Below are 26,899 nucleotides of genomic sequence, written 5' to 3'. Positions count from 1 at the left end.
GAACAGCTTCGGGCGAAAACGGGCAAAACAATGCGGGGCTGTGCGGCTGCAGGGCATAGGAAGTTTTTGCATGTGTGGGAGCCTGGCGGATAAGGGCAAAATAATTCCAGCCCAGGTTTTGCCCGTTTTGCAGGGCAAAGGCCCGTGCGGCAAAGAAGCATTTCTGCTGACTTGATTTTTTGGACACTTTTGTATCAAGACAAAAGTGTCTGGCCCTCCCGCGGCCAAGAGCGGGCCGATGTTATCGGTTAGCACAAAGTAAAGTTAGTACCCAAATAGCGGCTCTGTACAGTTCGCGGTTGCCGCGCTGCGCTACCCATGACGTGTTTGCAAAAAAGGCCTTTTGTCATGCTGAACGGTGTGAAGCATCTATTATTCGCCATGCTTTTTCGCCCTGTACAGTCTGCGAATAGATCCTTCACTGCGTTCAGGATGACAAATCTATTAAAACGTCATTTTCCCTTCAGAGTCCCCGGATTTTAGTACTCGCAATGACATTTTTTATTGTAGATGATTTTAAACCAAAAAAGGGGCACCAGGCCCCTTTTCAATACAGTGGTGACTGGCAATTACAAAGCCAATACTTCTTTTACTCTTTCGGCTGCTTCTTTAAGCAAAATGGCCGAGTATACTTTTAAACCTGAGTTATCTATCAGTTCTTTTGCTTCGGTAGCGTTGGTGCCTTGTAAACGAACGATGATTGGTACAGGGATGTTGCCAATTTCTTTGTAGGCATCAATAACACCCTGGGCAACACGGTCGCAACGAACAATACCACCAAAGATGTTGATGAGGATTGCTTTAACGTTAGGGTCGGAAAGGATGATGTTAAAACCTGCTTTAACGGTTTCGGCATTGGCAGTACCACCAACATCAAGGAAGTTGGCAGGCTCGCCACCGGCAATTTTAATGATATCCATAGTTGCCATAGCTAAACCGGCGCCGTTAACCATACAGCCTACGTTACCATCAAGCTTTACATAGTTAAGGTTTGATTTACTTGCTTCAACTTCGGTAGGGTCTTCCTCGTCGGTATCGCGCATAGCGGCATAATCAGGGTGACGGTATAACGCATTGTCATCAATATTAACCTTGGCATCAACAGCTAAAATTTTGTTATCAGATGTTTTTAATACCGGGTTAATCTCGAATTGTGATGAGTCGGTTGCTTCGTAAGCTTTGTACAGGGCAGCTATGAATTTAGTCATATCTTTAAAAGCCTCGCCCGATAAACCTAAGTTGAAAGCTATTTTGCGGGTTTGGAAACCTTGCAGACCAACTTTAGGGTCAATTTCTTCTTTAAATATTAATTCGGGAGTTGAGTGTGCAACTTCCTCAATATCCATACCGCCTTCGGTGCTGTACATGATAATGTTACGGCCCTTAGCACGATCGAGCAATACGCTCATATAAAACTCTTTGGTTTCGCTTTCGCCCGGGTAGTAAACATCCTGAGCTACTAAAACCTTTTTTACTTTTTTACCTTCAGGTCCGGTTTGCGGGGTAACCAGCTGCATGCCAATAATTTTGCCTGCAATCTCTTTAACCTGGTCAAGGTTTTTAGCCAGCTTTACGCCGCCGCCTTTACCACGGCCACCGGCATGGATCTGTGCTTTTATCACTACCCAGCTTGATCCCAGGTCTTCTTTCAATTTTTGGGCAGCCTCTGCAGCCTGCTCAACAGTATCGGCAACAATGCCTTCCTGAACTCTAACGCCAAAGCTCTTTAATATGGCTTTGCCCTGATATTCGTGAATATTCATGTTTTTTGAAGAATTTGCGGTAAATCTACAATTTTGTTTTAAAGGTAGGGGAGGTTTGTGGAGTTTATTTCATCGGTGTTTGGAGTTTTTTTAATTACCCACCGATATGCGCTACGTTGTGCGCATATCTCTCTTTATTCACATTACATATTAAAAAAATATTGTCATTTCGAAACGAGGAACGAGTGAGAAATCTTATACGACAGGCTATTCCCACTATGCAGATCGACCCTTGCATGGCAAACCTTGCATGTCGTAAAAGATTTCTCTTTCGCGCCACGCTCGTTCCTTCCCTTGCTCAATCGAAATGACAATTTTATTTTATTAGAAAGATTAATTCTCGCCTTTTAACCAAAAGGAAATTTTACTGCCTACACCCAATTTGCTTTCGATGGTTAGTTTTCCGTTATTTTTTGCAATAAAATCCTGGCAAAGCATCAGCCCAAGCCCCGATCCTTTTTCGCCCGAAGTACCGTCTTTATGAAAGTTTTCCTTTTTTAGTATGGCGTCAATTTCCGTTTCAGACATTCCGTTGCCGGTATCCTGTACATAAACTTCAACAAATCCCGGTTGGGTGCTATAGCCTAAAACTATGGTGCCATCGCAAGGGGTAAATTTAATGGCATTATTGATGAGGTTGCGCAATACCAGCCTTATCATATCCATATCGCCGAAAATGGAAATGTTTTTGTTGATGTTATTTATAATGCGGATGTTTTTAGCATCGGCGTTAAGTTTAAATAAGTTATAGTTTTCTTCGGCAATATCTATCGCATTAAACCAGGCAGGCTTTACCTGGATTCCTTCCATCTGGCTTTGTGCCCAATAAAGTAAATTATCTGTAAGACTAAATGTTGAGCCAATATTGTCATCAAGCTCGGGTATCAGTGTTTCAAGTTCTTCCAGGCTTAAGTCTCCCGATTTTACCAGATCAAGGGTTTGTTTTAATTGGCCTATAGGTCCCCTCAAATCGTGCGAGATAATAGAAAAGAGTTTGTCTTTGGTTAAATTCAGCTCTTGCAACGCCTTGCTTTGTGCTAAAATTTCATCGTTTTTGCCGCTTAGCTCAATGGTTTTTTCATTTACTTTACGTTCCAGCACCAGTTTTTGCCTTCTTATACGGCTGGTATTAAATATATTAACCAGGTAAAAGGCCAGCAAAGCCAACAACAAATAAAGTAAGTAAGCCCACCAGGTTTTATACCATGGGGCGTTGATATGAAAGGAATAAGAAACAGGCGCGGTTATTTGCCCGTAAATGTTTTTGGCCCGTACAAAAAAAGTATAATTGCCGTTGGCCAGGTTGGTGAACAAAGCTTCTTTTTCCTTGTTCCAGGTAGACCATTTATTTTCAAAACCTTTTAACTTATACTGGTATTCAATTTTATCGGCATCCTCATAAAATGAGCTTGCAAAAATGAATTTTAATTTATTCTGACTAAATGCAAGCTCGTTTTGAGGTAGTTTGCCGCCGCTTGTAAAGATTGTTGAATCGGCCGCCAATACAGCTTTAATTGATAATTTAAAGGGCTTGTTATAATAAGTTTTTTGAGCACGATTGTAACTGATAATTTTATCCACATTACCAATCCATACTTCATCGGGGCCGGCAATAAGTAATGGCGCATCTACATCAATACGCAGCAAACCGTGCGTGTTTGTTGATATTTTGCTGAATGGGGTTAAAAATAACTTAAATGAGCCACCAGGCTGCTTAATAAGGGCGCCTGCGGTTTGTGTTTTTTTTGATGGAGCCCCCCAAAAGTAAATATCGCCATTTGCGTTTTCGGCAAGGGTATAAATGCAAAAGCCTTTACCGGTTGCTTTTCGGAATATGGCATCGGGCTCAAACCTGTTTTTAATTTTGTTATAATTATAAATACCATCGGTAGTGGTTACAATTATTTTACCGTTTTTTAACCGGTAGATACGGTTATTTAGGTTTGAGGGCAAGCCGTTTGCCGTATTATAAAAAGTGGTACCCGTTACCGAATCCATTTGCGCATTTAACCGCAGTTTAAAGATCCCCTTGTTGTAATGACTTATCCATAAATCGCCCTCATCATCCTGCTGTATAAACCTGGTTTCCTCTTCAAAGCCTTTTATTTTTTTTTGATGCCAGGCATTGCCTCGTTTTTCCAGCAGCCAGATGCCTGTGTTATAAGTGCCCATGATCATGCAATCGGGCCTGTTGCGTACCTCGCCTATGGTTTGTATAAACAAATGATTTACCAGCAGTGTGGCTTTCTTTCCCTCTATTTCAAAAACGCCGTCGCGGTGTGCTAAATATAATTTCTGATTAAAATTGAACATATTCCAGTTCTCTCCGGCAGTTCCTGGTACAAGAGAAAAGGTTGCATTTTCATCTCTATAAAAAAGTCCTTTGTCTGTACCCACATATAAATGCTGGTCTTTTTTTCCAAAGGATAATAGATTTCCCTCAAGGCCATTTTGTTTATTGTATATAGATAAGGGCGAGCTTGTAATGATTTGCGAAATAAATGAATCTGTACCCAGCCAGGTATTATGATTCATATCCTGGAAGATAAATCCTGAATTGAGATTTAACCCCAGCACATCTTTTGAAATAAAGTTTACCGTTTTACCTTCTTTATTTAAAAAAACAATCCCTTCTGCTGTAAACACGCATATTTTGCTATTATCAAGGTAGAGGATACCTCTTATTTCGGCAGTTTTTGAATGGGTGACGGGATTGGGGGTAATTAGGCGCAACCTTTTACCGCTATTTGTTCCAAGGGGATTTAATACCCATACCCGGTTATTGTCATCAAGCAAAAGGTATTGACCGTTTTCATAATCTGCAATGCGTTTTAAATGGATGCCGGCCAGTTCCAGTTCTTTACCAAATCCTGCATCCTCAAATTCGCCGTTTTTATAAATCCATAAACCCTCGCTGTTTGTAGAAAATAACTGTTTTTTTAATTTAAATAACCAGGCGTTTTTAATGGCAAGCACTTTAATCCTCCCGTTTTTATACAGGAAAATATTTTTTTTGTTGTTGAAGATTACCTCATCGTTAAAAACGATGGTTTGTACTACATCATTTAAGCTTTTATACTGTTTGGGGACAAGGGGTAATAAGGAGTGATATTTATAATTAGCGGCGCTATCTTTACGGAGGTATCCTAATTCGTTATATGAGCCTATAAAAATATCGTTTTTTGAGTTAAGCCCCAGCGAAAAAACATAATTCTGGTCGGTAATAGTTGTTAGGTCCCACTTTAGGCCATCGTATCTAAGCACACCATCATTATTGGCAATATACAATACTCCTTCCTTGTCCTGCGCCATGGTCCAGCTTTGTATAGCGCCGCCGTAAATATTCACCGGGTATTTTTCAACAAATAGCTGTTGCGCGCTTATAAACGATAGGTCGAAAAGAAGTATGCAACAAATTAATTGAAGGTGTTTAATCATATAAAAATCAGGATGGCTGTAATAAGGCTTATTTCTTTTGAGTTTAAATTTACTTATTTGTATACGACTCACGCAACGTTTTGTTTTCTTTTTTACCTTCCGCCCTTTAAATTTCTTTCACAGTTTTAATCCATTTGGGGTCTCCCAATAAAATCAACCAAAACACTAACTTTGCGCTATGCTTAAAGCCAAATCTATCTTTAAATCGTACGGGCAGCTACAAATATTAAAAGGGGTTGATCTGGATGTTCAGCGTGGCGAAATTGTTACCATTGTTGGTGCATCGGGCGCAGGCAAAAGCTCCCTGCTTAATATTTTGGGTACGCTGGACAGGCCCGATTCTGGTCAGTTGTATATTAATGATATTGAACTAAGTAAGCTCAATAACAAGCATCTAAGTGATTTTAGGAACCGTAAAATTGGCTTTATTTTCCAGTTTCACCATTTATTGGCCGAGTTTACCGCGATTGAAAATGTTTGTATCCCGGCCTTTATTGCAGGTGTATCAAAATCTGAAGCTGAAAGGAAAGCCAAAGAACTGCTTGTATTGCTGGGTTTAGGTGAAAGGATGAGCCATAAGCCAAATGAATTATCGGGCGGCGAACAGCAAAGGGTAGCCGTGGCACGCGCGCTAATTAATAACCCGGCGCTTATTTTTGCCGATGAGCCTTCGGGGAACCTCGATTCGGTAAATGCGCTTGAGCTGCATGAACTTTTCATTAAGTTGCGTAAGGAATTTAACCAAACCTTTGTAATTGTTACTCATAATGAAGATCTTGCCAACCTGTCGGATCGGACGGTGATGATGAAGGATGGTTTAATTGTACAATAAATTGAAGATATTAATAACAGCAGCTAATTCCGCGCCGGCCTATAAGCTAAAAAACAAACTGAATGGCGACGACATTATTATGGGCGATCACCTTGAGTTGCCCGCTTTTATGCTGAAACCAGGACAGCTTGTCCGCCTTCCCGATCCACAATCAGCCAGTTATACACACGAAATGTTAACTTTATGCCTCGATCTGGGTGTTGAGGTTGTTTACCTTTTCCGTGCACCGGAAATAGCCTTGCTGCAACAAGCCGGAGTATTATTTAATGAGTATAATATAACAATCCTTGCCGGGGACAATGAAGTATAAAGATATTGATAAGCGCAAAACAGCGTTCATTTTGGAACTTGACGATGTTTTATATCCAGCTAAAGATTACACATACCAGGTTTATTACCTTTTTGCCAACATGCTGGAATATGTTGAGCTGGTTGATGCTAAAGAGACAACCAATTTGATGACCGCTACGTATTTAAAGGAAGGAGCGGATGCTGTTTTTGATAAAGTTGCCAATGCGTTTCCGGTTGCCGAACAGTACAGGGATAAGTTTGACAACCTTATGCTGACAGCCAAGCTTCCTTTGAAATTGCTTTTATATCAAAATATGCTTACTTTGCTACAGGAAATTGTAGTTGATCGTAAAAAACTGTTCATTGTTACAAACGGAAATGTATCGGAGCAGGTAAACAAAATAAAGCAGGTGGAATGGCATAAACTGGAACCCTACCTTATTTGCTATTTTGCCGAAGAAACAATGCCCAAGCCCGAACCCGATGTGGTACATTTATTGATGCAGGAACATAACCTGCAGCGCAGGGATATTTTGATGATAGGAAATTCGGAAACCGACAGTTTATGTGCCGAGACTGTGGGAATAGATTATATAAGCGCCGGCAAATTTTTATAGCGCTTGTTGTAACATACTTATTTTTATAGCGTTAACACATTTATATTATAATTCATTTATATATGAGAAAAATATTTTACTCAGTAATCATCCTTACCGCTGGTTTGTTATCAGCATGCCATAAGGATAAAAAAATAATCGTTAACACTACTGATTCCACAGCAATCAAGTTGGAAACATCCAACCTGATCAAGGATTCGGTTTACCTGTATACCAAGGAGACTTATTTATGGTATGATGCCTTACCCGATTATAAAACCTTTGCTCCCCGCTCATTCACAGGCGCTAATGAATTGGCCGCACTTACCAGCGAGGTAGATAAACTTTCGCAATATAAAATTAACCCGGCAACGGGGTTTCCGTACGAGTATTACGCTGCCGATCCGGGTTCGGCTAAATACTCGTTTATTGATGATGGGTCTGTTTCTGCAGAGTTGGGCGGCGTAAGCGGCGATTTTGGATTTTCGGTGTTGTACCAGGAAGCCAACGACCTGCGCGTAAAATATGTATATCCGGGTTCGCCTGCTGATAACGCAGGTATTAAAAGGGGAGACCAAATTGTAAAACTTAATAACCGTACCAGTTTGGATTATGATAACGGCACCAATGTAAACTTTGTAGTAAATGCAGTTTTTGGCACCGACCCAATTACAATGACGCTTAAGAAGGCGGATAATACTAACGTCGATGTGTCGTTAACCGTAGCTGAATATACCATTAACCCGGTTTTAAAATACAAGGTTTTTACTATGGGTGATAAAAAAATAGGATATATTGTTTTTAATACTTTTACCGTAATAGCAAACGCCCGCCCTCAGTTATTAAAAGCTGTTAATGCCTTTAGCACTGCGGGCATTACAGACCTGGTTGTCGACCTGCGCTATAATGGCGGTGGAAGTGTTGAAACAGCCGAATACCTGGATAACCTGATTGTACCTGCTGCAAAAAGCGGCACCCAGATGTTTACCTATTACTATAATAATAAGCTGCAGGCTGATAACCACCCGCTGTTAAGCGCTATATACGATATTAATAAAGGGGATTTTTTACCTGCTAATAACCGGATTAACTTTGCCAAAAATGGTTCGTTAAATATAAGTAAGGTGTTTTTTATAGTAACTGGTTCAACCGCATCAGCAAGTGAGCTAACTATTAATAACCTGCGCCCCGAAATGGAAGTTAACCTTATAGGTCGTACCAGTTATGGCAAGCCGGTAGGCTTTTTTGCTATAGATATTAATAAATATCAATTATATGTGCCGCAATTTGAAACCAAAAACTCGGCCAACCAGGGTGGTTATTATTCGGGAATGACGCCAGGCTCAACAGACTATCCGGGTAAACTTGATTATGACGATGTAACAAAGGATTTTGGCGATAGTACAGAAGTATTACTGCAACACGCCTTAAACTATATTAGCACAGGTGTTTATGATGTGTCTGGTCCGAAGGTTCAAAGTTTAGCAAAAGCTAAAACCATGTCGGCACAGCAGGTTTCAGATATGACACTTAAGCTGGATGAGCGTAAATTTAAAGGGATGGTGGGTAAAAAAGAGTTCCGCCATAAATAAGAATAAGCTGAAAGCATAAGGCCAAAAGCCATTTGTGAAAACGGGGCAAAAGATGATCGTCTTTTGCCCCGTTTTCTTTGGTATATGTAGCATACCTCGGCACGCAGAAAACATAATCATGTTTTATCAGCAACACAGTCGTTCCGGAAAGAGCAGGAGAATTAATCTGCAAGTTCACGCAAATCAACGGGTACCACACGCGAAATGCCCTGCTCAACCATGGTTACACCATAAATTACATCGGTACTGGCAATAGTGCGTTTGTTATGCGATACGATGATGAATTGTGAATCCTTGGAAAAGGTGCGGATAATATTATTGAACTTATCAATATTGGTGTCATCAAGCGGGGCATCTACCTCATCAAAAATACAGAATGGCGCTGGTTTAAGCAGGTAAAGCGAAAAGAGGATCGCGGTGGCTGTAAGCGTTTTTTCGCCCCCCGATAGCTGGTTAATGGATAGGGGGCGTTTGCCTTTTGGCTTGGCGATGATATCAATATCCGATTCCAGCGGATGGTTGGGATCGGTCAGGATCAGGTCGCAGGAATCTTCCTCATTAAACAGGGATCGGAACACTTTGATAAAATTCTCGCGCACCATGATAAAGGCGTGCATGAACTTTTCTTTAGCGGTATCATCAATCTCCTGTATGGTGGCTAATAAGGATGCTTTCGCCTCGCTCAGATCTTTCTTTTGCGCCTGGATAAAGGTATAACGCTCGTTCATTTCGTTATAAGCCTCAACCGCCATCGGGTTAATTGCGCCAAAATCATCCAGCTGTTTTTTTAGCTTATCTGCTTTTTCGCGCAGGTCATGCTCACTTTCAACAGGTGTTTCGGTCTCGGGCAAATCTTCGATGTCGATATTAAACTCTACAGATAAACGCTCTTTCAGGGCGTTCAGTTCCAGTTTAAGATTGTTACGTTCATCGCGCAGTTCGTTTTCTATAACCTCGTGGTTGTCTTTTTTACGTCTTAACGCGGTTATCTCATTTTCGTTTTCGGTGATAATGCCGCGCCATTGGTAATATTCCTGCTCGGCTTGCTGGGTGGCTTTTTCCAGGTTTTCCTTTTGCTCATACATCTCCAGCAGGTCATCGTCGGAGTTATCGGCCTGCTTCAGATTTTCCTGTATCGCAATCTTTACTTTCTCCAGCTCGGTGCTGTTTTGTTTGATGCGGGTTTCCAGGCTTTCCTGTTGTGTATCGCGATATTCCAGGTCTTTTATTAGGCTTGATACCTTGTTTTGCTGTTGGTGAAAACGGATATTCTCTTGGTTAAAGGCATTTGATTGTACCGATACATATTCATTCAACTCGTTAAAAGCGGCCTGTTTATCAACCAGCAGATCGCTCTGAATCTGCTTCTGCATTTTTAGCTCGGCAAGCTGTGGGTGCAGGGCCGTCATTTCATCTTTGATGCCGGCAATCTTCCGGGCAATATCATCCTTACGGTTAAGGCTGTTCTCAATAAACGTTTGGTATTGTTCCTGCCGGGTCTTTACGGTTATCAGCTCGGTATTCAACCGGTTAATGATCATCTGCTGTTCATTAATCTCGTTGCTTTTGGTTGATGAACGCAGGGCCGAAAGCTTGCTTTGCAACTCATCCGATTTGCTTTTTTGCGCATTAACCAGGTTTTCGATACCCTTAATCTCCTTTGCCAGGTTCTCTAAATTCTTGGCCCGGCCAATCCTCTTTCCCTCAAACAAACCCACCGAACCGCCGGCCATGGTATGCTTTGATTTATTGAACTTGCCGCTTTTGCCAATCAACACAACTCCATTGGGCAGGGCGGCATTGTTAATCTGCTGGTCTTTATCATCATCAACCAGGTAAACATCTTTAAGCAGATGGTTACATAGCTGGGCATATCTTTTATCAACCTCTATTACTTTCAGGGCCGAAACAGCGCCTGCATTTTCAAAAGCCGGGTTAGCAGGTATTACTTCCTCATAGTTTTCCAGTATAAAGAAGTGTGCGCGACCCCGGGCGGCATTACTCAATAGTTGTATGGCCTTTATAGCTTCATCATAGTTATCAACCACATAATAGTTCATCAGTGGTTCCAGGTAGTTTTCAATGGCTACCCGGTACTCTTCCTTACAAAACAGTACATCGCTAAACAGGGGGGCATTTTTGGCCCAGTCGGCATTTTTCTTTAAAAAGCGGATAGACTCCGGAAAACCTTCCAGGTTATCCACCATGCTTTTGGTAAGGTTGTACTCGTTTTGTTTGGCATCCAGCTTGCGGCTTTCTTTAATGATGGTATCTTTTACCAAACTCAGTTCCGAATCAGTTTCGGCTATCTGTTCTTTTAATTTATTCTCAAAATCCAAAGCCGACTGGTAATCATAATCCAGCGTTTCCTTACGGTTTTGCAGTTCGGCAACCACCTGGTTAAAATGCGAAAGTTCTACCTCTTTATTGGTGGTATCTTCCATATTGCGCTGACTTTCCTGCTCCAGGGCCTGTTGCTGAATTTGCAGGATATCAATATCCTTCTCGGCCTTGTAGACCTGGTTTTGCAGGCGGGTATTGATGCCGGTAATCTCTGTGAGTTCATTGCGGGCATCGGCTTGTTGTGCACGCAGCTCATCAACGGCCTCCTTCAGGTCAGCTAAGCGGCTTTGGATGGTTTGCAGGCTCTCATCCTCCAATGCTTTTTCTTCGGATAAGCGCTTAATGTTATACAGTACGTGGTTAAGCTGGTTTTTATCCCTATCCAGTTCCTCGGTTAACCTTGATTCCTTATCCTGCTGAAATTTGAGCTGTTCGTTCTTGATCTTTTTCTCACTCTCATAAGCACGAATCTTAGCTACAAACTCGTTGGTGGTTTTTTGCTGTACAGATAGGTTTTTTTCTTTGGTGATGCTATCCAGCTTTTGTTGTTGCAGTGCAGCTTCCAAAGTATCTATCTGGGCAACAATACCTCCTTTTTCGGCTTTTTGCTGCTGCTCCTGGTCCTCAATTTTCTTTAACGATTCGCTGAAAGATACAATCCTGAACGATGCCAGCATAATGCTGAGCGATTTGTATTGCTCTTTGATGCGGTAATAACGCTCGGTTTTTTTAGCCTGGTTCTCCAGTGATTTGAGGTTCTTCTCTATCTCGAAAAGCAGGTCTTCCACGCGTTCCAGGTCGGCTTCGGTATCCTTTAGTTTGCTGAAAGTTTGTTTTTTGCGGAGCTTGTATTTAGAGATGCCCGATGCTTCCTCAAACAAATTCCGGCGCGAACCTTCCTTGTTGGTGATGATCTCGTCTATCATCCGCAACTCGATGATAGAGTAGGAGTCGGAGCCGATGCCGGTATCCAGGAACAGGTCGGTAATATCTTTCAGGCGGCACTGTACGTCGTTCAGGCGGTATTCACTTTCGCCGGTGCGGTAAAGCTTTCGGGTAAGGGTAACTTGCGAGTAATCGGTAGGCAGTACGTTTTTGGTATTATCAAAAGTAAGGGAAACTTCGGCAAGGTTGGCCGATTTACGGCTTTTGGTTCCATTGAAGATCACGTTATCCATCTTCTCTGATCGCAGCATGCGGGTGCTTTGTTCGCCCAGTACCCAGCGGATGGCATCAACTACGTTTGATTTTCCGCAGCCGTTGGGTCCTACAATTGCAGTTACACCCTCATTAAAATTAATGGTGATCTTATCTCCAAAACTCTTAAAGCCCTTGATTTCTAAGCGGGTAAGCTGCATTTATTTTGTTGTATCCCTTACAAAAATTTAACCTTCAAAGTAATCATAAAAAAATGATTTATTAAACTTTTTTTAGGAGGAGGAAGGAGGAAGGATTTTGGGACATTCGGACAARGGACTTTCAGACAAAGGACTTTCGGACAAAGGACAGGAGAGGGGTTGTGAAAAAAATAAATAGATTAATTAAAACAACACCGCGGCCCCGCAACTTGACACTAATGACTAATGACTAATGACTAATGACTAATGACTAATGACTAATGACTAATGACTAATGACTAATGACTAATGACTAATAGAAATTTCGCCCTTTAAATAAGTAACCGCTTTGCCGCTCATCAGCACGCGGTCGCCTTTTAGTTCACACCAAAGTTCGCCGCGGCGGGCGGAGATCTGGTAAGCATGGAGCTTATTTTTGCCCAATCTTTTTGCCCAATAAGGTATAAGGTTGCAATGTGCCGACCCGGTAACCGGGTCTTCGGGGATGCCGGCGCCGGGAGCAAAGAAACGGGAAACAAAATCGGAATTATCACCGGGGGCGGTTGCTATTACGCCTACGGTATCCATTTTTGATAAGGCAAAAAAATCGGGAGTAAGGTCCCTGATGTCCTGCTCGGTTTCGTAAACTATGAAGTAATCCCTTGATCTTAAAAAGGCCAGCGGCTCCTTTTCGCCAAGCGATTCGGCCAGTCCGTTTGGTGGTTCAATTGGTATAGGTGGCCTGGATGGAAAATCCATGGTGTATTTATCACTGTCGCGTTTTACAATCAGGGTGCCGGCTTTTACGGTTTCAAACTGGATGGCATCGCCATCGAAACCCAGCTCGGTAAATAATATATGTGCCGATGCCAGCGTGGCATGACCGCAAAGATCAATTTCGTATTCCGGAGTAAACCAGCGCAGTTTGTAGCCGGTATCTGTTTTTACAAAAAAAGCAGTTTCGGCCAGGTTGTTCTCAATGGCTATTTTTTGCATGGTGTCATCGGGCAACCAATCAGTAAGCGGGCAAATGGCCGCCGGGTTGCCGCCAAACAGGGTTTCAGTAAAGGCATCGGCCTGGTATATGGGGATAGTCATAAAAATTATTCTGGTGTAGCTAATATACTTCTATTAAGATAGAGTCAAGAATCAAGAATCAAAAAAAATGGAGCTGGCTCGCGCGAAGCATAAAAACTTCAAACAGTTTCCCATCCTGACTCTTGAATCTCTTGACTCCTTTCTTACTCAATCCATAAAACGGAATTTCCGGTATTATATTCATTTTGTTCGTATAATTTATTTCCGGGATCCAGGATCCAGTTACCGTCGACCCAAAACTTATAGCGGTATTTGCCAGGTTTAAGGTTGAGGCTGATGGCCCATTCATCACCGTTATGATCAAGAATCAGGCCTTCGGGGTCCCAGTCATTAAAGTTACCGGCAATATGCACACTTTTGGCATTGCCATAGCCCCTTAGCTTAAAAGTATAGTTAGGCTTAACTGTTATAAAAGAATTGGTTACTCCTCCTTCCACAACAGTTCGCTTATTCAGCGGATCGGTTATCCAGCTGCCATCAACAATAAATTTGTAGCCATAATTGCCTGCAGGTATTATTAACGGTAATACCCATCCCGTTGCTGTTTTTTTAAGGGCTATCTCGTTGGGTTTCCAGTTATTAAAACTGCCTGCCACATATACCTTTTGGGCCTTTGCGTATCCGTTAAGCTTAAAATTAATGGTTTCGCCCAGGTTTATTACCGAATTGGTATGGCCATCAATATCCTTTAACTTTACCGGGTTTACAGGATCTGTAAACCACTGGCCATCTACCAGGTACCGGTAGGTGTGCATTCCATCGTGCAGGTAAAGTTTAGTTTCCCAGCTGTTACCCTTTTTTTGGAGGATGATAGCATTGGCGTCCCAGTTATTAAAACTGCCTGCGAGTGTGATCTTATGCGCCCCGGCAAACGCTGGAAGCCTGAAGGTGTGGTTGTACCGGTAATAAACCGAATTTACATCGTTAAAGCCATCCGGGTGTTGCTGCAGATTGCTCTTGTCGCGCTGCCAGCGGCCATCAATAATATATTTGTATTCGTATACACCAGGAGCAAGCTTTACATCGGCTACCCAGCCGCTATCCGTTTTGATCATTATGCCCTTTAAGGTGCTCCAGTTATTGAAATTACCCGATAGTAAAACACGTTTTGCCTTCAATAATCCGGGTAAATAAAAACGGGTTAAGCCGGATGGCAGCTCATAAACATTAACCTGCGAGAATTTATTAATGCCAAATGTCTCATCGGCAGGGTAGCCGGGTCGGTTATCGTCATTATTTGAAAGATTGGTGGTTATCAGGAATGGTTTATTTTGTGCGTTAACATTCAGATCGGACAGCGACCTGTTAAACCGAATTGAATTTATGGAGCGTTTGCTGATATTCCAGCCATCTTTTGTTAATGCCGAGTAATCGCCTTTTAAAATAGCGGCTGAATTTGCACCTTTTATGCCTGCCGCTTTGAACAGGCTATCTAACTCCTGTTTTGATGAGCGCAGGTCGATCAACAACATTAAATGATCTTTACCTAAAATAAGCGAACTGCGTTTTTGCGCCTTTGCATCAAAAATGAAGCAAGTGAGCAACAAAAAAACAATAACGACCGATCTGCACTTTTTCATACTACTGGTTAGTGTAAATGTACATTTCAAATTCTTTTTTCACAAAGTTGATGCTGAATACTCCCCGGATAAAAAAATCATATCCTAAAATTCCATCAACAGTATGCCCGTAAGCTTTGCCCATTTTATCCAGGCTGGTTAGCAATACCCGGTTTTTGATAAATCGCCGGTCGCCAATTTTAAGGGTATCAAAACGGGCGTATATCACCTCGAACGATGACCCGCCAATCCCGGTGGTTTTAGTACGGTTAAGCACTTGCATACCGGGCAGCAGTTTTCGTACCCTGTCATAGTCCATCAGGTTGGTTTCGGCGCCGGTATCAAAGGCAAACCATAATGGATTGTTATTGGCTATACCTTTAATAAATATCACATCATTATAATATTTGAAAGGGGTAACCATCCAGGGTTCATGAAAAATCTTTTCGCCCTGGGGGATATCGCCGTCTTCGTTAAGTTTATGGATATACATCACGTTTCTGAACAGATCTACAGTAATGGCAAACTTGTTAAATAATCTGGTACCAAGTAGCCCCAGTATTTTAATATTGCGACTGTTTTCAATAGACGACAGATCGGTAACGTCGGCAGTAAGCCTGGGGTAATGCAGGTCAAGGATACTAAAATTATATACATAAGTTGTAAATGAGACGGATGCCGTACCATTTAAGCCTGCCGATTCCTGCTCTGTTACCTGAGGCAGATACCTAAAGTAGGTGGAGTTTAAAATAAGATAGGGTGCGCCGGTATCCAGCACAAAATTGCCTGCTAAAGAATCTATCTGTGCTTCCACAATAATGAGGTTGCCTGCCCTTTTTATGGGGACTACCAGTGTATTGAAATTACCGGATGGGTCTGGGTCGGGGTCGCGGATAGCGTTTTTGAAAGTGATGCCGCCTACAGATATTTTATCGCTGCACCGGCCTTTTTGCCAGCTGGCAAAAAATAACAATATCATCAAATATAAATACGGCCGCGGCATCACAGGGTCTGTTTTTATAAGTAGACAATGCGAAACGGTTATATGTTACAGCCGGCTATATTTAATCAATGTGACTCACATAGCCATAAGTAACCAGCTCATCGCGATGATTTATGGGGCGTGTATATCCGTTGGTTATTAGAATGATCCTGTCGCTAACATCCAAAATGTTGTAATACTGGTGGTCTGTTAAAATGATGCCTTTCACTTTAGCGCATTTTTTAATTATGGCTTTAAACATTTCTGATTGCAAAGGCGAAATATGAGTAAAAGGTTCATCCAGCAAAATAAAATCGGCCTTGCTGTAAATAACCATCAGGGTTTCCAGCTGCCTCAGTTCGCCGCCTGATAGCTCACCTGCGGTTTTTTCACAATGATTGTTGTAAACCGGATGTGCCGAAAAATCATCCCAAAACCGGTCGTCGATAATGGTTTTTGCCAGGTTTTTTATTTTGACGCCATTGGGCAGATAGCTATGCTGGGGCAGATAGGCTATGCGCATATTGCGGTAACCTTTTTTGATGTATTCACCATTGATACTTATATGCTTATAGGCGGGAGTAAGCGTACCGAACATGATGCGCAATAAAGACGATTTGCCGCAGCCGTTACGGCCGAGGATGCCCAATACTTCGCCCTGTTTGCATTCCAGGTAAACGTCCTGCAGGATCTTTCTGCCGTCGAACTCCAGTAATACGCTGTCGGTTTTTAGTATAAGAGGTTCCAAATTTTAGCGGATTGTTGATAGTGATAAAAGAATAATGAAGGCAATAAGGTCGATACTAAACACATAAGCGTACAGGCGACCTATGCCATAACCCGCATTGCGGAAATAGAAGTAGGTTTTTGTTGAATTAAAGTTTAGATATTGAATACCCAGGATAGAAGCATAACTGAACAATTTGCACAGGTAAGCAAAAGGAATGTTTAACTGACCGGAAAACACGTAGTAGATACAGGTGAATGTGGCCAATAAACACCATACAAGTATCGGTTTATAAAAATACCAGGTGATTTTTAAGGAGTTGATCATTTAACTAATTATGACAGGTTAGCTAAATAACGGGAATTGATGGTTTAAATTTTATGAGGTTAAAATTGTTATACCTCACCGTCAACGACGATCCATTTTTAAACAACTTCTAAGAAGCTGTTTAAATTTGATTTATTAAGTGTTCCATTTCAGTGCAGTGGAACACCCCGAACGCTTTGGAACGCATTGTGGCTGATTATCAACAACTTAAGCTTTGTAAAAATCAACAAAAACCGGAACACTCATACTGTTGATAATCAACATTATAAACCCCAATATTAACTTATGATTAAAATTAAGCTGACGGACTGTAGTTCGATATCTGAATTTATCTCGCGCAAAAACGCAAAGTGATTTACTTCTTTTTTCTTTGTTAGTTAATTTCTATATAGTGTTCCTGTTTTCACTATAAATACACTTTTTTGAAGAAAAATCAATTTATATCGGGATATATAGAGCCGGATTAATTGGAAACTTATCATCCGCCTATCTCACAAATCCGGCTAATTTTAGCTTCAATTTAAGAGGCTGTCTAAAAATAAAAAAACAGACCGTCATATGAGGTACGAAGCAATCCCAAACTAAGCAGATCGGATTTGCAAAGCTACTCTGTAAGGTGGGGATTGCTTCGTACCTCGCAATGACGCATGGATATATGCTTCATTAGAAGTGTAAAAACATTTAATAAATCATTTTTAGACAGCCTCTTAGGTTTACTTTTTTTTGTAGGGGTACATATTTGTGCCTCCCGAAAGACAGATTATCATAAAAGCAAAAAAACCACTGGCTATTCACCAATGGCTTTCTTAATATTTTTTGAGGTTGATTAGCCTAAGTACGATTTTAAAATTTTGCTGCGCGAAGTATGGCGTAAACGCTGCAGGGCTTTATCCTTTATCTGGCGTACACGCTCACGGGTAAGGTTAAATTTCTCGCCAATTTCTTCTAAAGACAAGGGGTGATTGGTGCCCAAGCCAAAGAATAATATAATGATCTCGCGCTCGCGCTCGGTTAAGGTTGATAGCGACCGTTTGATCTCTTCGGATAATGATTCGTTAATTAATATCGAATCGGTATCCGGTTCATGATTTTCCAATACATCCAGCAAAGTGTTTTCTTCGCCCTGTACAAACGGCGCATCCATAGATACATGGCGGCCTGAGTTGCTTAAGGTATCGGAGATCTTATCAACGGTGGTTTCAAGGATATCGGCAAGCTCTTCCGGCGATGGCTCACGCTCATATTCCTGCTCCAGTTTTGAAAACGCTTTACTTATTTTACTTAATGAGCCTACCTGGTTTAGCGGTAAACGTACAATACGCGATTGCTCGGCAATAGCCTGCAATATCGACTGGCGAATCCACCATACGGCGTAGGATATAAATTTAAAACCCTTGGTCTCGTCAAAACGTTTAGCCGCTTTAATTAAACCAAGGTTACCCTCGTTAATTAAGTCGCCAAGTGTTAAACCCTGGTTTTGATATTGTTTAGCAACAGATACAACGAAGCGTAAATTGGTCTTGGTTAAACGCTCTAATGCGGCCTGATCGCCCTCACGTATTTTTTGGGCTAATATTACTTCTTCTTCGGCAGTTATCAGATCAACTTTACCAATTTCGTGAAGATATTTATCCAGCGATTGCGACTCGCGATTGGTAATGGATTGCGTTATTTTGAGTTGTCTCATCTATTTAATAAACCTTTCTATCCGTTGTATTCTGAATAGAACGTATAAAGTTAAAAATTTGTTCTAAAATAAAACATATAATTTGACAATGGCAAGTGAGTGATCTAAATAAAAAAATAAATTTCTTAAAATGATATCCGACTAATATTTATTGTTTTTCAATAAATAAGTTTTGAATTGCAATGAATTATAATTTTCTTTGGATATAATTTAATGATATGGTAATGAAAAAAATACGCAGTTTACCGGTGGCGGTTTATATAGTATTTGGCTTGTTTGTTCCGCAGAATGTTGCTGCCGGTGCACGGGGGTGTTTTAAACAGCGTTATAGTGATGGAATTAACCTGAATGACAACGCTTTTTCCCTGAGAGTAAAGTTGAAGGAAGAACGATCCCTGACTATTTAATCATGCCGATAATCATTAACCTGGATGTAATGATGGCAAAACGCAAAATGTCATTAAACCAACTAAGCGATAGGGTAGGCATTACCATATCAAACCTATCTATCCTTAAAACAGGTAAGGCAAAGGCCATACGTTTGGAAACCCTTGAGGCTATATGCAAAGTGCTTGACTGCCAGCCGGGAGATATTTTGGAATATAGATATTAAGTAGTTAGTATCAAGTATTTAGTATCAAGTATCAAGAAAAATGCTTGCTTCACCGTTAAGGAAGCGTTGGGATGGTGAGCACTATAGCTCGTTCAACTTAAATGTGTCCTTTACCCTGATGCCCTTTTCGGTTTGTTGCAGGGTACAGCATTCGTTCACGGGATCGTGTTCAAAAAACAGGATGTAATCATTCTCCGAAGCTTCGGTCAGGAAAACCTTTTTTTCTTTAAGCGTTGTAAGCGGAAACATGTCATAAGCCATTACATAAGGCAGCGGCAAATGACCTACGGAGGGAAGCAGATCGGCCACGTAGAGGATCGTTTTGCCTTTATAGTTAATCAGTGGCAGCATCATGGCCTCGGTATGGCCGGATACAAAACGGATCTTGAAATCTTCGGTAAAAGCTATGCCGTCTTGGGTAGCGATAAATTGCAGCTGACCGCTTTCCTGTATCGGTAATATGTTCTCCTTTAAAAAGGAAGCCCTTTCACGGTCGTTTGGATTCACCGCCCAGTCCCAGTGTTTAGGGTTGCTCCAGTAAACGGCATTTTTAAAAGCGGGGAAAAGGTTTTCATCAACCCTTGCCACAGCACCGCCTACATGATCAAAGTGCAGGTGGGTTAAAAACACATCGGTAATGTCATCCCGGTGGAAGCCAAGAGCAGCTAATGAGCTGTCTAAGGTAGCATCCCCATGCAGGTAATAATGACTAAAAAACTTTTCACTTTGTTTGTTACCAATGCCTGTATCAATTAATATCAGTCTTTTTCCATCTTCTATCAGCAGGCAGCGCATTGCCCAGGTACAAAGGTTGTTGCTATCGGCCGGGTTGGTTTTGTTCCAGATGGTTTTTGGCACCACCCCAAACATAGCGCCGCCATCTAATTTGAAAAAACCGGTATCTATTGTGTGGAGTTTCATATTTTAAGTCAAATTCAAAAGTCAAAATTCAAAAATGGATTAGCAAGTTTATTAAAGGTAATAATAGAAACTATTTTAATTTACAATGTAACTTCAAAAGAAAAGCCGGCTGCAACTAAACGACCGGCTTTTTACTTTTGACTTTTTATTTTTGACTTATAAGTGTATTACTTCATCATAAGCTGCTGCGGCAGCTTCCATAACAGCTTCGCTCATGGTTGGGTGTGGGTGAACCGATTTGATGATCTCGTGACCGGTAGCTTCCAGCTTGCGGGCGGTAACAACTTCGGCAATCATTTCGGTAACGTTTAAACCCAGCATGTGCGCACCAAGGAATTCGCCGTATTTGGCATCGAAGATCAGTTTTACAAAACCATCTTTGGCGCCGGCAGCACTTGCCTTGCCCGATGCAGAGAACGGGAATTTACCAACTTTAATCTCGTATCCGGCTTCTTTAGCCGCTTTTTCGGTATAACCTACTGATGCAACTTCGGGCGAGCAATAAGTACAGCCCGGGATATTGTTATAATCTAAAGGATGCGGGTTTTGACCTGCAATTTTTTCAACGCAGATAATGCCTTCGGCAGATGCTACGTGCGCAAGGGCCTGGCCTTTTACAATGTCGCCTATGGCATAAACGCCTTCAACGTTGGTTTTGTAGTAGTCATCAACCAGTACTTTGCCTCTTTCGGTTTTTACACCTAACTCTTCCAGCCCTATGCCTTCAATGTTGGTAGAAATCCCTACTGCCGATAAAACAACCTCGGCTTCAATAACCTCTGTGCCTGTAGCAGTTTTAATGTTTACTTTGCAAAGCTCGCCACTGGTGTCTACAGATTCAACATTTGAACTGGTCATGATGTTGATGCCCTGTTTTTTAAGGATGCGGAACAAGCCTTTTGAAACTTCTTCATCCTCCAGCGGAACGATGTTATCTAAAAACTCAACTACAGTTACCTTGGTGCCAATTGAGTTATAAAAATAAGCAAACTCAATACCTATTGCGCCCGAACCAACTACTACCATTGATTTTGGCTGTTTGGGCAATACCATGGCCTGGCGGTAACCAACTACTTTAACACCATCCTGTTTAAGGCTTGGTAACTCGCGCGAGCGGCCGCCTGTTGCAAGTATGATATGTTTAGCGGTGATCTGTTTGGTTGAGCCATCATTCAGCTTTACTTCAACAACACCTTTCGATTTTAATTTTCCAAAACCGTTAACTACATCGATCTTGTTTTTCTTCATTAAAAACTGTACGCCTTTGCTCATGCCATCGGCTACGCCGCGGCTGCGTTTAACAACTGCTGCAAAGTCAACTTCGCCTGTACCGTTAATTTTAATACCATAATCCTGCGAGTGATTAAGGTATTCAAATACCTGGGCGCTTTTTAATAAAGCTTTGGTTGGGATACAACCCCAGTTAAGACAAATACCACCTAATGATTCTTTTTCAATGATGGCAGTTTTTAAACCGAGTTGTGAAGCGCGGATAGCTGCTACATAACCACCCGGGCCTGACCCTATAACAATTAAATCGTAGTCCATATTTTTAATGATATACTTTGATAACTAAATTTTGTTTTGCACAGATTATAGCGGGATGTATTATTTACCGCAGGCGCTATAATTTTTAAAGGCCCAAAGCTAAGTAAAAACAGGCGAAATGAGAAAACAGAACAAATTGCCAGGACCATAAAATATTATTTTTACCGCACCATGTTTCTATTTCCATAAAATAACAGATTAATTACGAATATCACATAATATCTACCTATTTACTTGTATTTATTTGTGAAATAATGACAATATGTTGAAAAATATGCAACAATTGTTAACATAAACTTAACATTGACAATCAGTGTATTACTTATCTTTGCGGCTAATTAACTAAAAATATAATTAAAAAAAAGCAATTTATGAGGAAGCCTCTACTTCTTTTATTATTATTAACGGGTTTAACATTCCTTATTAACAGGAATGCAGCTGCCCAGGGTGTTACCACCGCCAGCGTTAACGGGATCGTTACCGATGCTAAAGGTGCTATACCAGGCGCAACTGTAACCATCACTCATGTACCTACCGGTACTGCGTACCCAACCGTTAGCCGTTCAGACGGTCGCTTCAATATCCCCAACTTAAGGGTAGGTGGTCCTTACACCTTTAAAGTAACCTTTATTGGTTATAAGGATTTTGTTCAGGACAATATTACATTATCTATCGGCCAGGATCAAAGGATCGCTGCTAAACTTGAAGATAATACTACCAATTTAGGCGAAGTAAAAGTTACAGCTTCTGCAGGTAAAGTGATCAACTCTTCACGTACCGGCGCCCGCGAAACTATCAGCCGTTCACAAATTGAAAATTTGCCAACTGTAAACCGCTCGTTAAGTGACTTTACAAAATTAACCCCATCTGCCAACGGATTGGCATTTGGCGGCCGCAGCAGTAACTTTAACAACATTACTGTTGATGGAGCTTTATTTAATAACTCATTTGGTTTATCAGGTACTTTGGGTGGCCAGGCCAGTTCTCAGCCTATTTCATTGGATGCGATCGACCAGATCCAGGTAGATATTGCACCTTATGACGTTCGCCAGGGTAACTTTACAGGTGCTGGTGTTAATACCGTGGTAAAATCAGGTACCAACGAAGTAAAAGGTACTGTTTATTATTATGGTCGTGGTGTTAGGTTAACAGGTTACCATGCAGGTAATACCAATGTGCCTATTACCCCATTTGATTACCATACAGTTGGTGCTGCCGTTGGCGGGCCAATCATCAAAAACAAATTGTTCTTATTTGTATCGGGCGAACAGGAAAGAGTAAGCCAGCCACCTGCAACTACGTATGTAGCAGGCGGTGCGGGATTAAGCGGTTCTAACGTATCCTCAGTTCAGGCAGGCACACTTGAGGCTATTAAAACAAAGCTTGGTGAGTTTGGCTATAATCCTGGTCCTTATCAAGATTATGTTTACAGAACTTCAAGCGATAAGTTAACAGCTAAATTAGACTGGAACATTGACAAAAACAATACTTTGAGCGCTAAGTATTTTTATTTAAAATCGTTTAAAGATCAACCGGCCAGTAACTCAGGCATCAGCAATAGTGATGGTAAAACCGCAGTAGGGTATGGTACCACACGCGCTCCGGGTCCTAATACCTTGCCTTTTAAGGGCTCTGGTTATACTATCAATAACAACTTTAACATCGGTATTATTGAGTTAAATACCCGCGTTAGCAATTCAATGTCAAATAAGCTTACAGTAGGTTATTCAGCATTGAGAGATTACCGCTCGTTTTTAGGAACTGGTTTATTACCTATGGTTGATATTGGTAACGGTACCTCAGATGCAATTGGCAATGTGGTAACCGCTGCAACAGCAACAGCTACCAGCTTTGGTTCTGAATTATACACTGCAGGTAACTTGCTATCTACTAATATATGGCAGTTTGCTGATGACTTTACCATATACTCCGGTAAACACGAGTTTACAATAGGTACCAGCAATCAAATCCAGAGCTATACCAATGGTTTTGCTCCGGATTATAATGGTTTATATACTTATAACTCTGCTTCTGATTTCATTAACGGTTTACCTGCGCAGGCTTATACTTTGCGTTACCCTGCTTCGGGTAGTTCATTACCGTTAGCAAAAATCAAAGCTTCTATTTACAGCGTTTACATCCAGGATAAATTCCATGTTACTGATAATTTCAGATTGACTTATGGTTTAAGAGCTGACTATGATGTATTCCCTACAACTTTGGCGGCAAACAGTAATGCTGCTGCCTTAACTTTCCAGGGCGGTACTCATGTTGATGTTTCTAAATTACCAAAAAACAGGGTACAGCTTTCACCTCGTTTAGGCTTTAACTGGGATGTTAATGGAGATGGTTCTACCCAGGTACGTGGTGGTTCCGGCTTATTTACCGGCCCTGTGCCATTTGTATGGATATCTAACCAGGCTTCAAACAATGGCTTGTTATTTGGTTCACGTACAATTACAAAAGCTAATGATCCAACGAATCAGCAATTAATATTTAACTCAAATATTGATGCAAACCGTCCGAAAAATGCAACTGCTAATACATCATACGAGCTTGATGTTGCCGATCCAAATTTGAAATATCCAAAAATCTGGAGAACAAATCTTGCAGTTGATCAAAAATTGCCTGGAGGTATCATTGGAACTATCGAAGGTGCTTATACTAAAGATATCCGCGCTATATATCACCAAAACTTAGTACTTTCTGATGGCTTCAGCACATTCGCTGGTCCCGAAGGTCAGATACGTTACGATGCTAAAAATACAACGCCTGCTGCAGCTGCAGCTACCGCTGCCAACCCATCAATCACAGGTCTTTATTATATGAGAAATACCAGTAAAGGATTTTCATATTTTGTGACCGGTCAATTGCAAAAAAACTTTACAAATGGTTTTGGTGCAAGCGTAGCTTATACCTACACCAAATCTAAAGACGTGAATGACGGTGGTTCAACCGCAGGTACTATCTGGAGCACAAGATATGTTGCAGGCAATCCTAATACCGATAACCTGTCAAACAGCTCATATGTTCAGCCAAACCGTATTATTGCTACCGTATCTTACCGTAAGCAATATGCGAAAAACCTGGCAACTACTGTGGGTTTAATATTCGAAGCTTCTAATAACGGAGCAATATCTTATATTACAGCTAATGACCCTAACGGCGATGGTGCTACCAATGATTTGATGTTTATTCCTAAAAACCAGGGAGACATTATATTAACCCAGGCACCTACAGCTGCTAACGGAACAGTAGATACACGTACACCGGGTCAGATATGGACGCAGTTAAATAACTTTATTAACCAGGACAATTATCTTAGCCAGCACAGAGGTCAGTTTGCTCAAAGGAATGGTGCAATATTGCCTACCTATAAAAGACTTGACCTGCATTTTGCCCAGGACTTCTTTATCAAAACAGGTAAAGTAAAAAATACGTTAGAAGTTACTTTTGATGTAATTAACTTTACCAACCTGTTAAACAGAAACTGGGGTTTACAACAAGTTTCATATAGCGGGTTTAACAACGGAGCAACAACTGTGTTAAGGTACATGGGTAAAGATGCAACTACTGGTAAGGCAATTTATTCATTCCCTTATCTTGATGCAAATAACGCCATTCCTGTTACATCATCATACAAAACTGATATCAGCCAGTTTTCTCGTTTCCAGGCTCAGATTGGTGTTAGATACATCTTCAACTAATCTTTCCTGATAACGTAAATTGAAAAATCCCGGGCTATTAGTCCGGGATTTTTTTGGTTAATTGATTCCTGTTTTTTCATGCAAATTATGCCTTTAGCGTTATCTGACTAAATGCTGTTAAACAAAAAAGACCCTTAAATAAGGGCCTCTTTTGTTTAATAAAAAGATTTAAAGTGATGCTAATACTCAAACACCCCAAACTCCGATGTTACGGTTACTTTTTTAGTATCGGCCTTTTCAACCCGGCCAATGATCTGCGCATCAACACCAAAACTTTTAGAAATGTTGATCAGGTCTTCAGCTATCTCTGCCGGTACATACAGTTCCATACGATGCCCCATGTTAAATACCTTGTACATTTCCTGCCAGCTGGTTTTTGATTCCTGCTGAATAAGTTTAAACAGGGGAGGCACGGGGAAAAGGTTATCCTTTATAATATGCAGCTCATCAATAAAGTGCAGCACTTTGGTTTGCGCGCCGCCGCTGCAATGCACCATACCATTTATTTTGCCGCGGTATTTATCTAATATGGCTTTAATAATTGGAGCATAGGTGCGTGTGGCACTTAATACCAGTTTGCCTGCTGTTACGCTTTTCCCGTTGCCGATGTCAACCAGGTCGGTAAGGTTTTTACTGCCGCTGAAGATGAGGTCATAAGGGATGGCCGCATCATAACTTTCGGGATATTTATCGGCAATAGTTTTATTGAACACGTCATGGCGTGCAGATGTAAGCCCGTTTGAGCCCATACCGCCGTTATATTCCTTTTCATAGGTTGCCTGTCCGTAACTCGCCAAACCCACTATAACGTCGCCAGGCTGAATGCGGTGGTTGGATATTACATCTTCCCGCTTCATGCGGCAAGTTACTGTAGAATCGACTATAATGGTGCGTACAAGGTCGCCAACATCGGCAGTCTCTCCGCCGGTTGAGTAAATGCCAATACCGGCATCGCGCAGTTCGCTTAAAATTTCTTCGGTACCGTTAATAATGGCGGCAATAACTTCGCCCGGTATCAGGTTTTTATTACGGCCAATGGTTGATGATAGCAGGATATTATCAGTAGCGCCTACACAAAGCAAATCGTCGAGGTTCATGATAATGGCATCCTGGGCAATACCGCGCCATACCGAGATATCGCCGGTTTCTTTCCAGTAAGTATAAGCCAGTGATGATTTTGTGCCCGCGCCATCGGCATGCATAATATTGCAGTACTCAGCGTCGTTGGTCAATATATCGGGTACTATTTTACAAAAGGCTTTAGGGAAAATGCCCTTGTCAATGTTTTTAATAGCATTATGTACATCATCTTTGGAGGCAGATACACCTCTTTGATCATATCTTTGCGAAGAAATCATGGGCAAATATAAATTAATCAAACACGAATTGCACGAATTGAGGCGAATTTCACTAAGAGGAATTAAAACTTACTAATTTTTAAAACGGCGAAGCCCTCAACGAGGCCAAAAACAATATTATCGAGTTAAACTTCGTAAGTTTGCGGAATCCTGCATTGATTGTTTGTCAAAATTTATTCG

19 protein-coding genes and 1 pseudogene are annotated in these 26,899 nt (G+C 41.3%); 7 read left to right on the top strand and 13 right to left on the bottom strand.

Annotated features, from left to right (window positions below):
• The 3 genes and pseudogenes from AC1DO4_RS25415 to AC1DO4_RS25405 all read right to left on the bottom strand — a co-directional run.
• Positions 1-187: hypothetical protein (locus tag AC1DO4_RS25415; RefSeq protein WP_477420528.1), on the bottom strand; the 187-nt coding region annotated here is incomplete at its 3' end.
• Between the two features lie 382 nt (positions 188-569).
• Positions 570-1,766: pseudogene (sucC, locus tag AC1DO4_RS25410) on the bottom strand (ADP-forming succinate--CoA ligase subunit beta); the annotation flags it as partial.
• Between the two features lie 330 nt (positions 1,767-2,096).
• Entirely contained in the window at positions 2,097-5,201 is a 3,105-nt protein-coding gene (locus AC1DO4_RS25405; RefSeq protein ID WP_477420526.1) for a sensor histidine kinase, read from the bottom strand.
• A gap of 178 nt (positions 5,202-5,379) precedes the next feature.
• Between AC1DO4_RS25405 and AC1DO4_RS25400 the strand changes: the two genes are divergently transcribed.
• The 4 genes from AC1DO4_RS25400 (at position 5,380) to AC1DO4_RS25385 (ending at position 8,512) form a co-directional block, all read left to right on the top strand.
• Positions 5,380-6,033 carry an ABC transporter ATP-binding protein gene (locus tag AC1DO4_RS25400; protein ID WP_477420524.1) on the top strand — a complete coding sequence of 218 codons (654 nt, stop codon included), beginning with the start codon at positions 5,380-5,382 and terminating at the stop codon, positions 6,031-6,033.
• 1 nt (position 6,034) lies between these two features.
• Positions 6,035-6,343 carry a hypothetical protein gene (locus AC1DO4_RS25395; RefSeq protein WP_477420522.1) on the top strand — a complete coding sequence of 103 codons (309 nt, stop codon included), beginning with the start codon at positions 6,035-6,037 and terminating at the stop codon, positions 6,341-6,343.
• Positions 6,333-6,941, top strand: coding sequence for an HAD family hydrolase (locus tag AC1DO4_RS25390; RefSeq protein ID WP_477420520.1), 609 nt, complete (start codon positions 6,333-6,335; stop codon positions 6,939-6,941). Before AC1DO4_RS25395 ends, AC1DO4_RS25390 begins: the two co-directional genes overlap by 11 nt.
• A gap of 62 nt (positions 6,942-7,003) precedes the next feature.
• Positions 7,004-8,512, top strand: a complete 1,509-nt coding sequence (locus tag AC1DO4_RS25385) for a S41 family peptidase (protein ID WP_477420519.1) — start codon at positions 7,004-7,006, stop codon at positions 8,510-8,512.
• A 161-nt stretch (positions 8,513-8,673) separates the two neighbouring features.
• On the opposite strand, the gene smc is transcribed toward AC1DO4_RS25385, so the two are convergent.
• From smc to AC1DO4_RS25350, 7 genes are all read right to left on the bottom strand, one after another.
• A complete protein-coding gene (smc, locus tag AC1DO4_RS25380; protein WP_477420517.1) occupies positions 8,674-12,213 on the bottom strand; it encodes a chromosome segregation protein SMC in 3,540 nt (1,179 codons plus the stop codon).
• A 285-nt stretch (positions 12,214-12,498) separates the two neighbouring features.
• Positions 12,499-13,290 carry a PhzF family phenazine biosynthesis protein gene (locus AC1DO4_RS25375; protein WP_477420516.1) on the bottom strand — a complete coding sequence of 264 codons (792 nt, stop codon included), beginning with the start codon at positions 13,288-13,290 and terminating at the stop codon, positions 12,499-12,501.
• 143 nt (positions 13,291-13,433) lie between these two features.
• Positions 13,434-14,870, bottom strand: coding sequence for a hypothetical protein (locus AC1DO4_RS25370; protein ID WP_477420514.1), 1,437 nt, complete (start codon positions 14,868-14,870; stop codon positions 13,434-13,436).
• Between the two features lies 1 nt (position 14,871).
• Positions 14,872-15,828 (bottom strand): aspartyl protease family protein, encoded by a 957-nt coding sequence (locus tag AC1DO4_RS25365; protein WP_477420512.1) that lies wholly within the window; start codon positions 15,826-15,828, stop codon positions 14,872-14,874.
• An 85-nt stretch (positions 15,829-15,913) separates the two neighbouring features.
• On the bottom strand, positions 15,914-16,579 hold the full coding sequence (locus AC1DO4_RS25360) for an ATP-binding cassette domain-containing protein (RefSeq protein ID WP_477420510.1): 666 nt from the start codon (positions 16,577-16,579) through the stop codon (positions 15,914-15,916).
• A gap of 3 nt (positions 16,580-16,582) precedes the next feature.
• The gene (locus tag AC1DO4_RS25355; RefSeq protein WP_477420508.1) at positions 16,583-16,885 is read right to left on the bottom strand and encodes a hypothetical protein; all 303 of its coding nucleotides are present in this window, start codon (positions 16,883-16,885) and stop codon (positions 16,583-16,585) included.
• 826 nt (positions 16,886-17,711) lie between these two features.
• Positions 17,712-18,572, bottom strand: coding sequence for a sigma-70 family RNA polymerase sigma factor (locus AC1DO4_RS25350; RefSeq protein WP_295719838.1), 861 nt, complete (start codon positions 18,570-18,572; stop codon positions 17,712-17,714).
• Positions 18,573-18,796: 224 nt separating this feature from the next.
• Between AC1DO4_RS25350 and AC1DO4_RS25345 the strand changes: the two genes are divergently transcribed.
• Complete coding sequence (locus tag AC1DO4_RS25345; RefSeq protein ID WP_477420506.1) at positions 18,797-18,979, top strand: hypothetical protein; 183 nt, start codon at positions 18,797-18,799, stop codon at positions 18,977-18,979.
• Positions 18,980-18,981: 2 nt separating this feature from the next.
• Positions 18,982-19,185, top strand: coding sequence for a helix-turn-helix domain-containing protein (locus AC1DO4_RS25340; RefSeq protein WP_477420505.1), 204 nt, complete (start codon positions 18,982-18,984; stop codon positions 19,183-19,185).
• Between the two features lie 81 nt (positions 19,186-19,266).
• On the opposite strand, the gene AC1DO4_RS25335 is transcribed toward AC1DO4_RS25340, so the two are convergent.
• Complete coding sequence (locus AC1DO4_RS25335) at positions 19,267-20,106, bottom strand: MBL fold metallo-hydrolase (RefSeq protein ID WP_477420503.1); 840 nt, start codon at positions 20,104-20,106, stop codon at positions 19,267-19,269.
• Between the two features lie 156 nt (positions 20,107-20,262).
• Complete coding sequence (gene lpdA / locus AC1DO4_RS25330) at positions 20,263-21,654, bottom strand: dihydrolipoyl dehydrogenase (RefSeq protein WP_477420501.1); 1,392 nt, start codon at positions 21,652-21,654, stop codon at positions 20,263-20,265.
• A 371-nt stretch (positions 21,655-22,025) separates the two neighbouring features.
• On the opposite strand from lpdA, the gene AC1DO4_RS25325 reads away from it, so the two are divergent.
• Complete coding sequence (locus AC1DO4_RS25325) at positions 22,026-25,361, top strand: TonB-dependent receptor (RefSeq protein WP_477420499.1); 3,336 nt, start codon at positions 22,026-22,028, stop codon at positions 25,359-25,361.
• Between the two features lie 179 nt (positions 25,362-25,540).
• Here the strand turns inward: AC1DO4_RS25325 and AC1DO4_RS25320 are convergent, their stop codons facing one another.
• Positions 25,541-26,719 carry an AIR synthase related protein gene (locus tag AC1DO4_RS25320; protein ID WP_477420497.1) on the bottom strand — a complete coding sequence of 393 codons (1,179 nt, stop codon included), beginning with the start codon at positions 26,717-26,719 and terminating at the stop codon, positions 25,541-25,543.
• Positions 26,720-26,899 lie beyond the last annotated feature (180 nt).

The organism is Mucilaginibacter sp. P5_A6, assembly GCF_056400585.1.
This window is presented reverse-complemented; position numbering and strand designations above follow the sequence as displayed.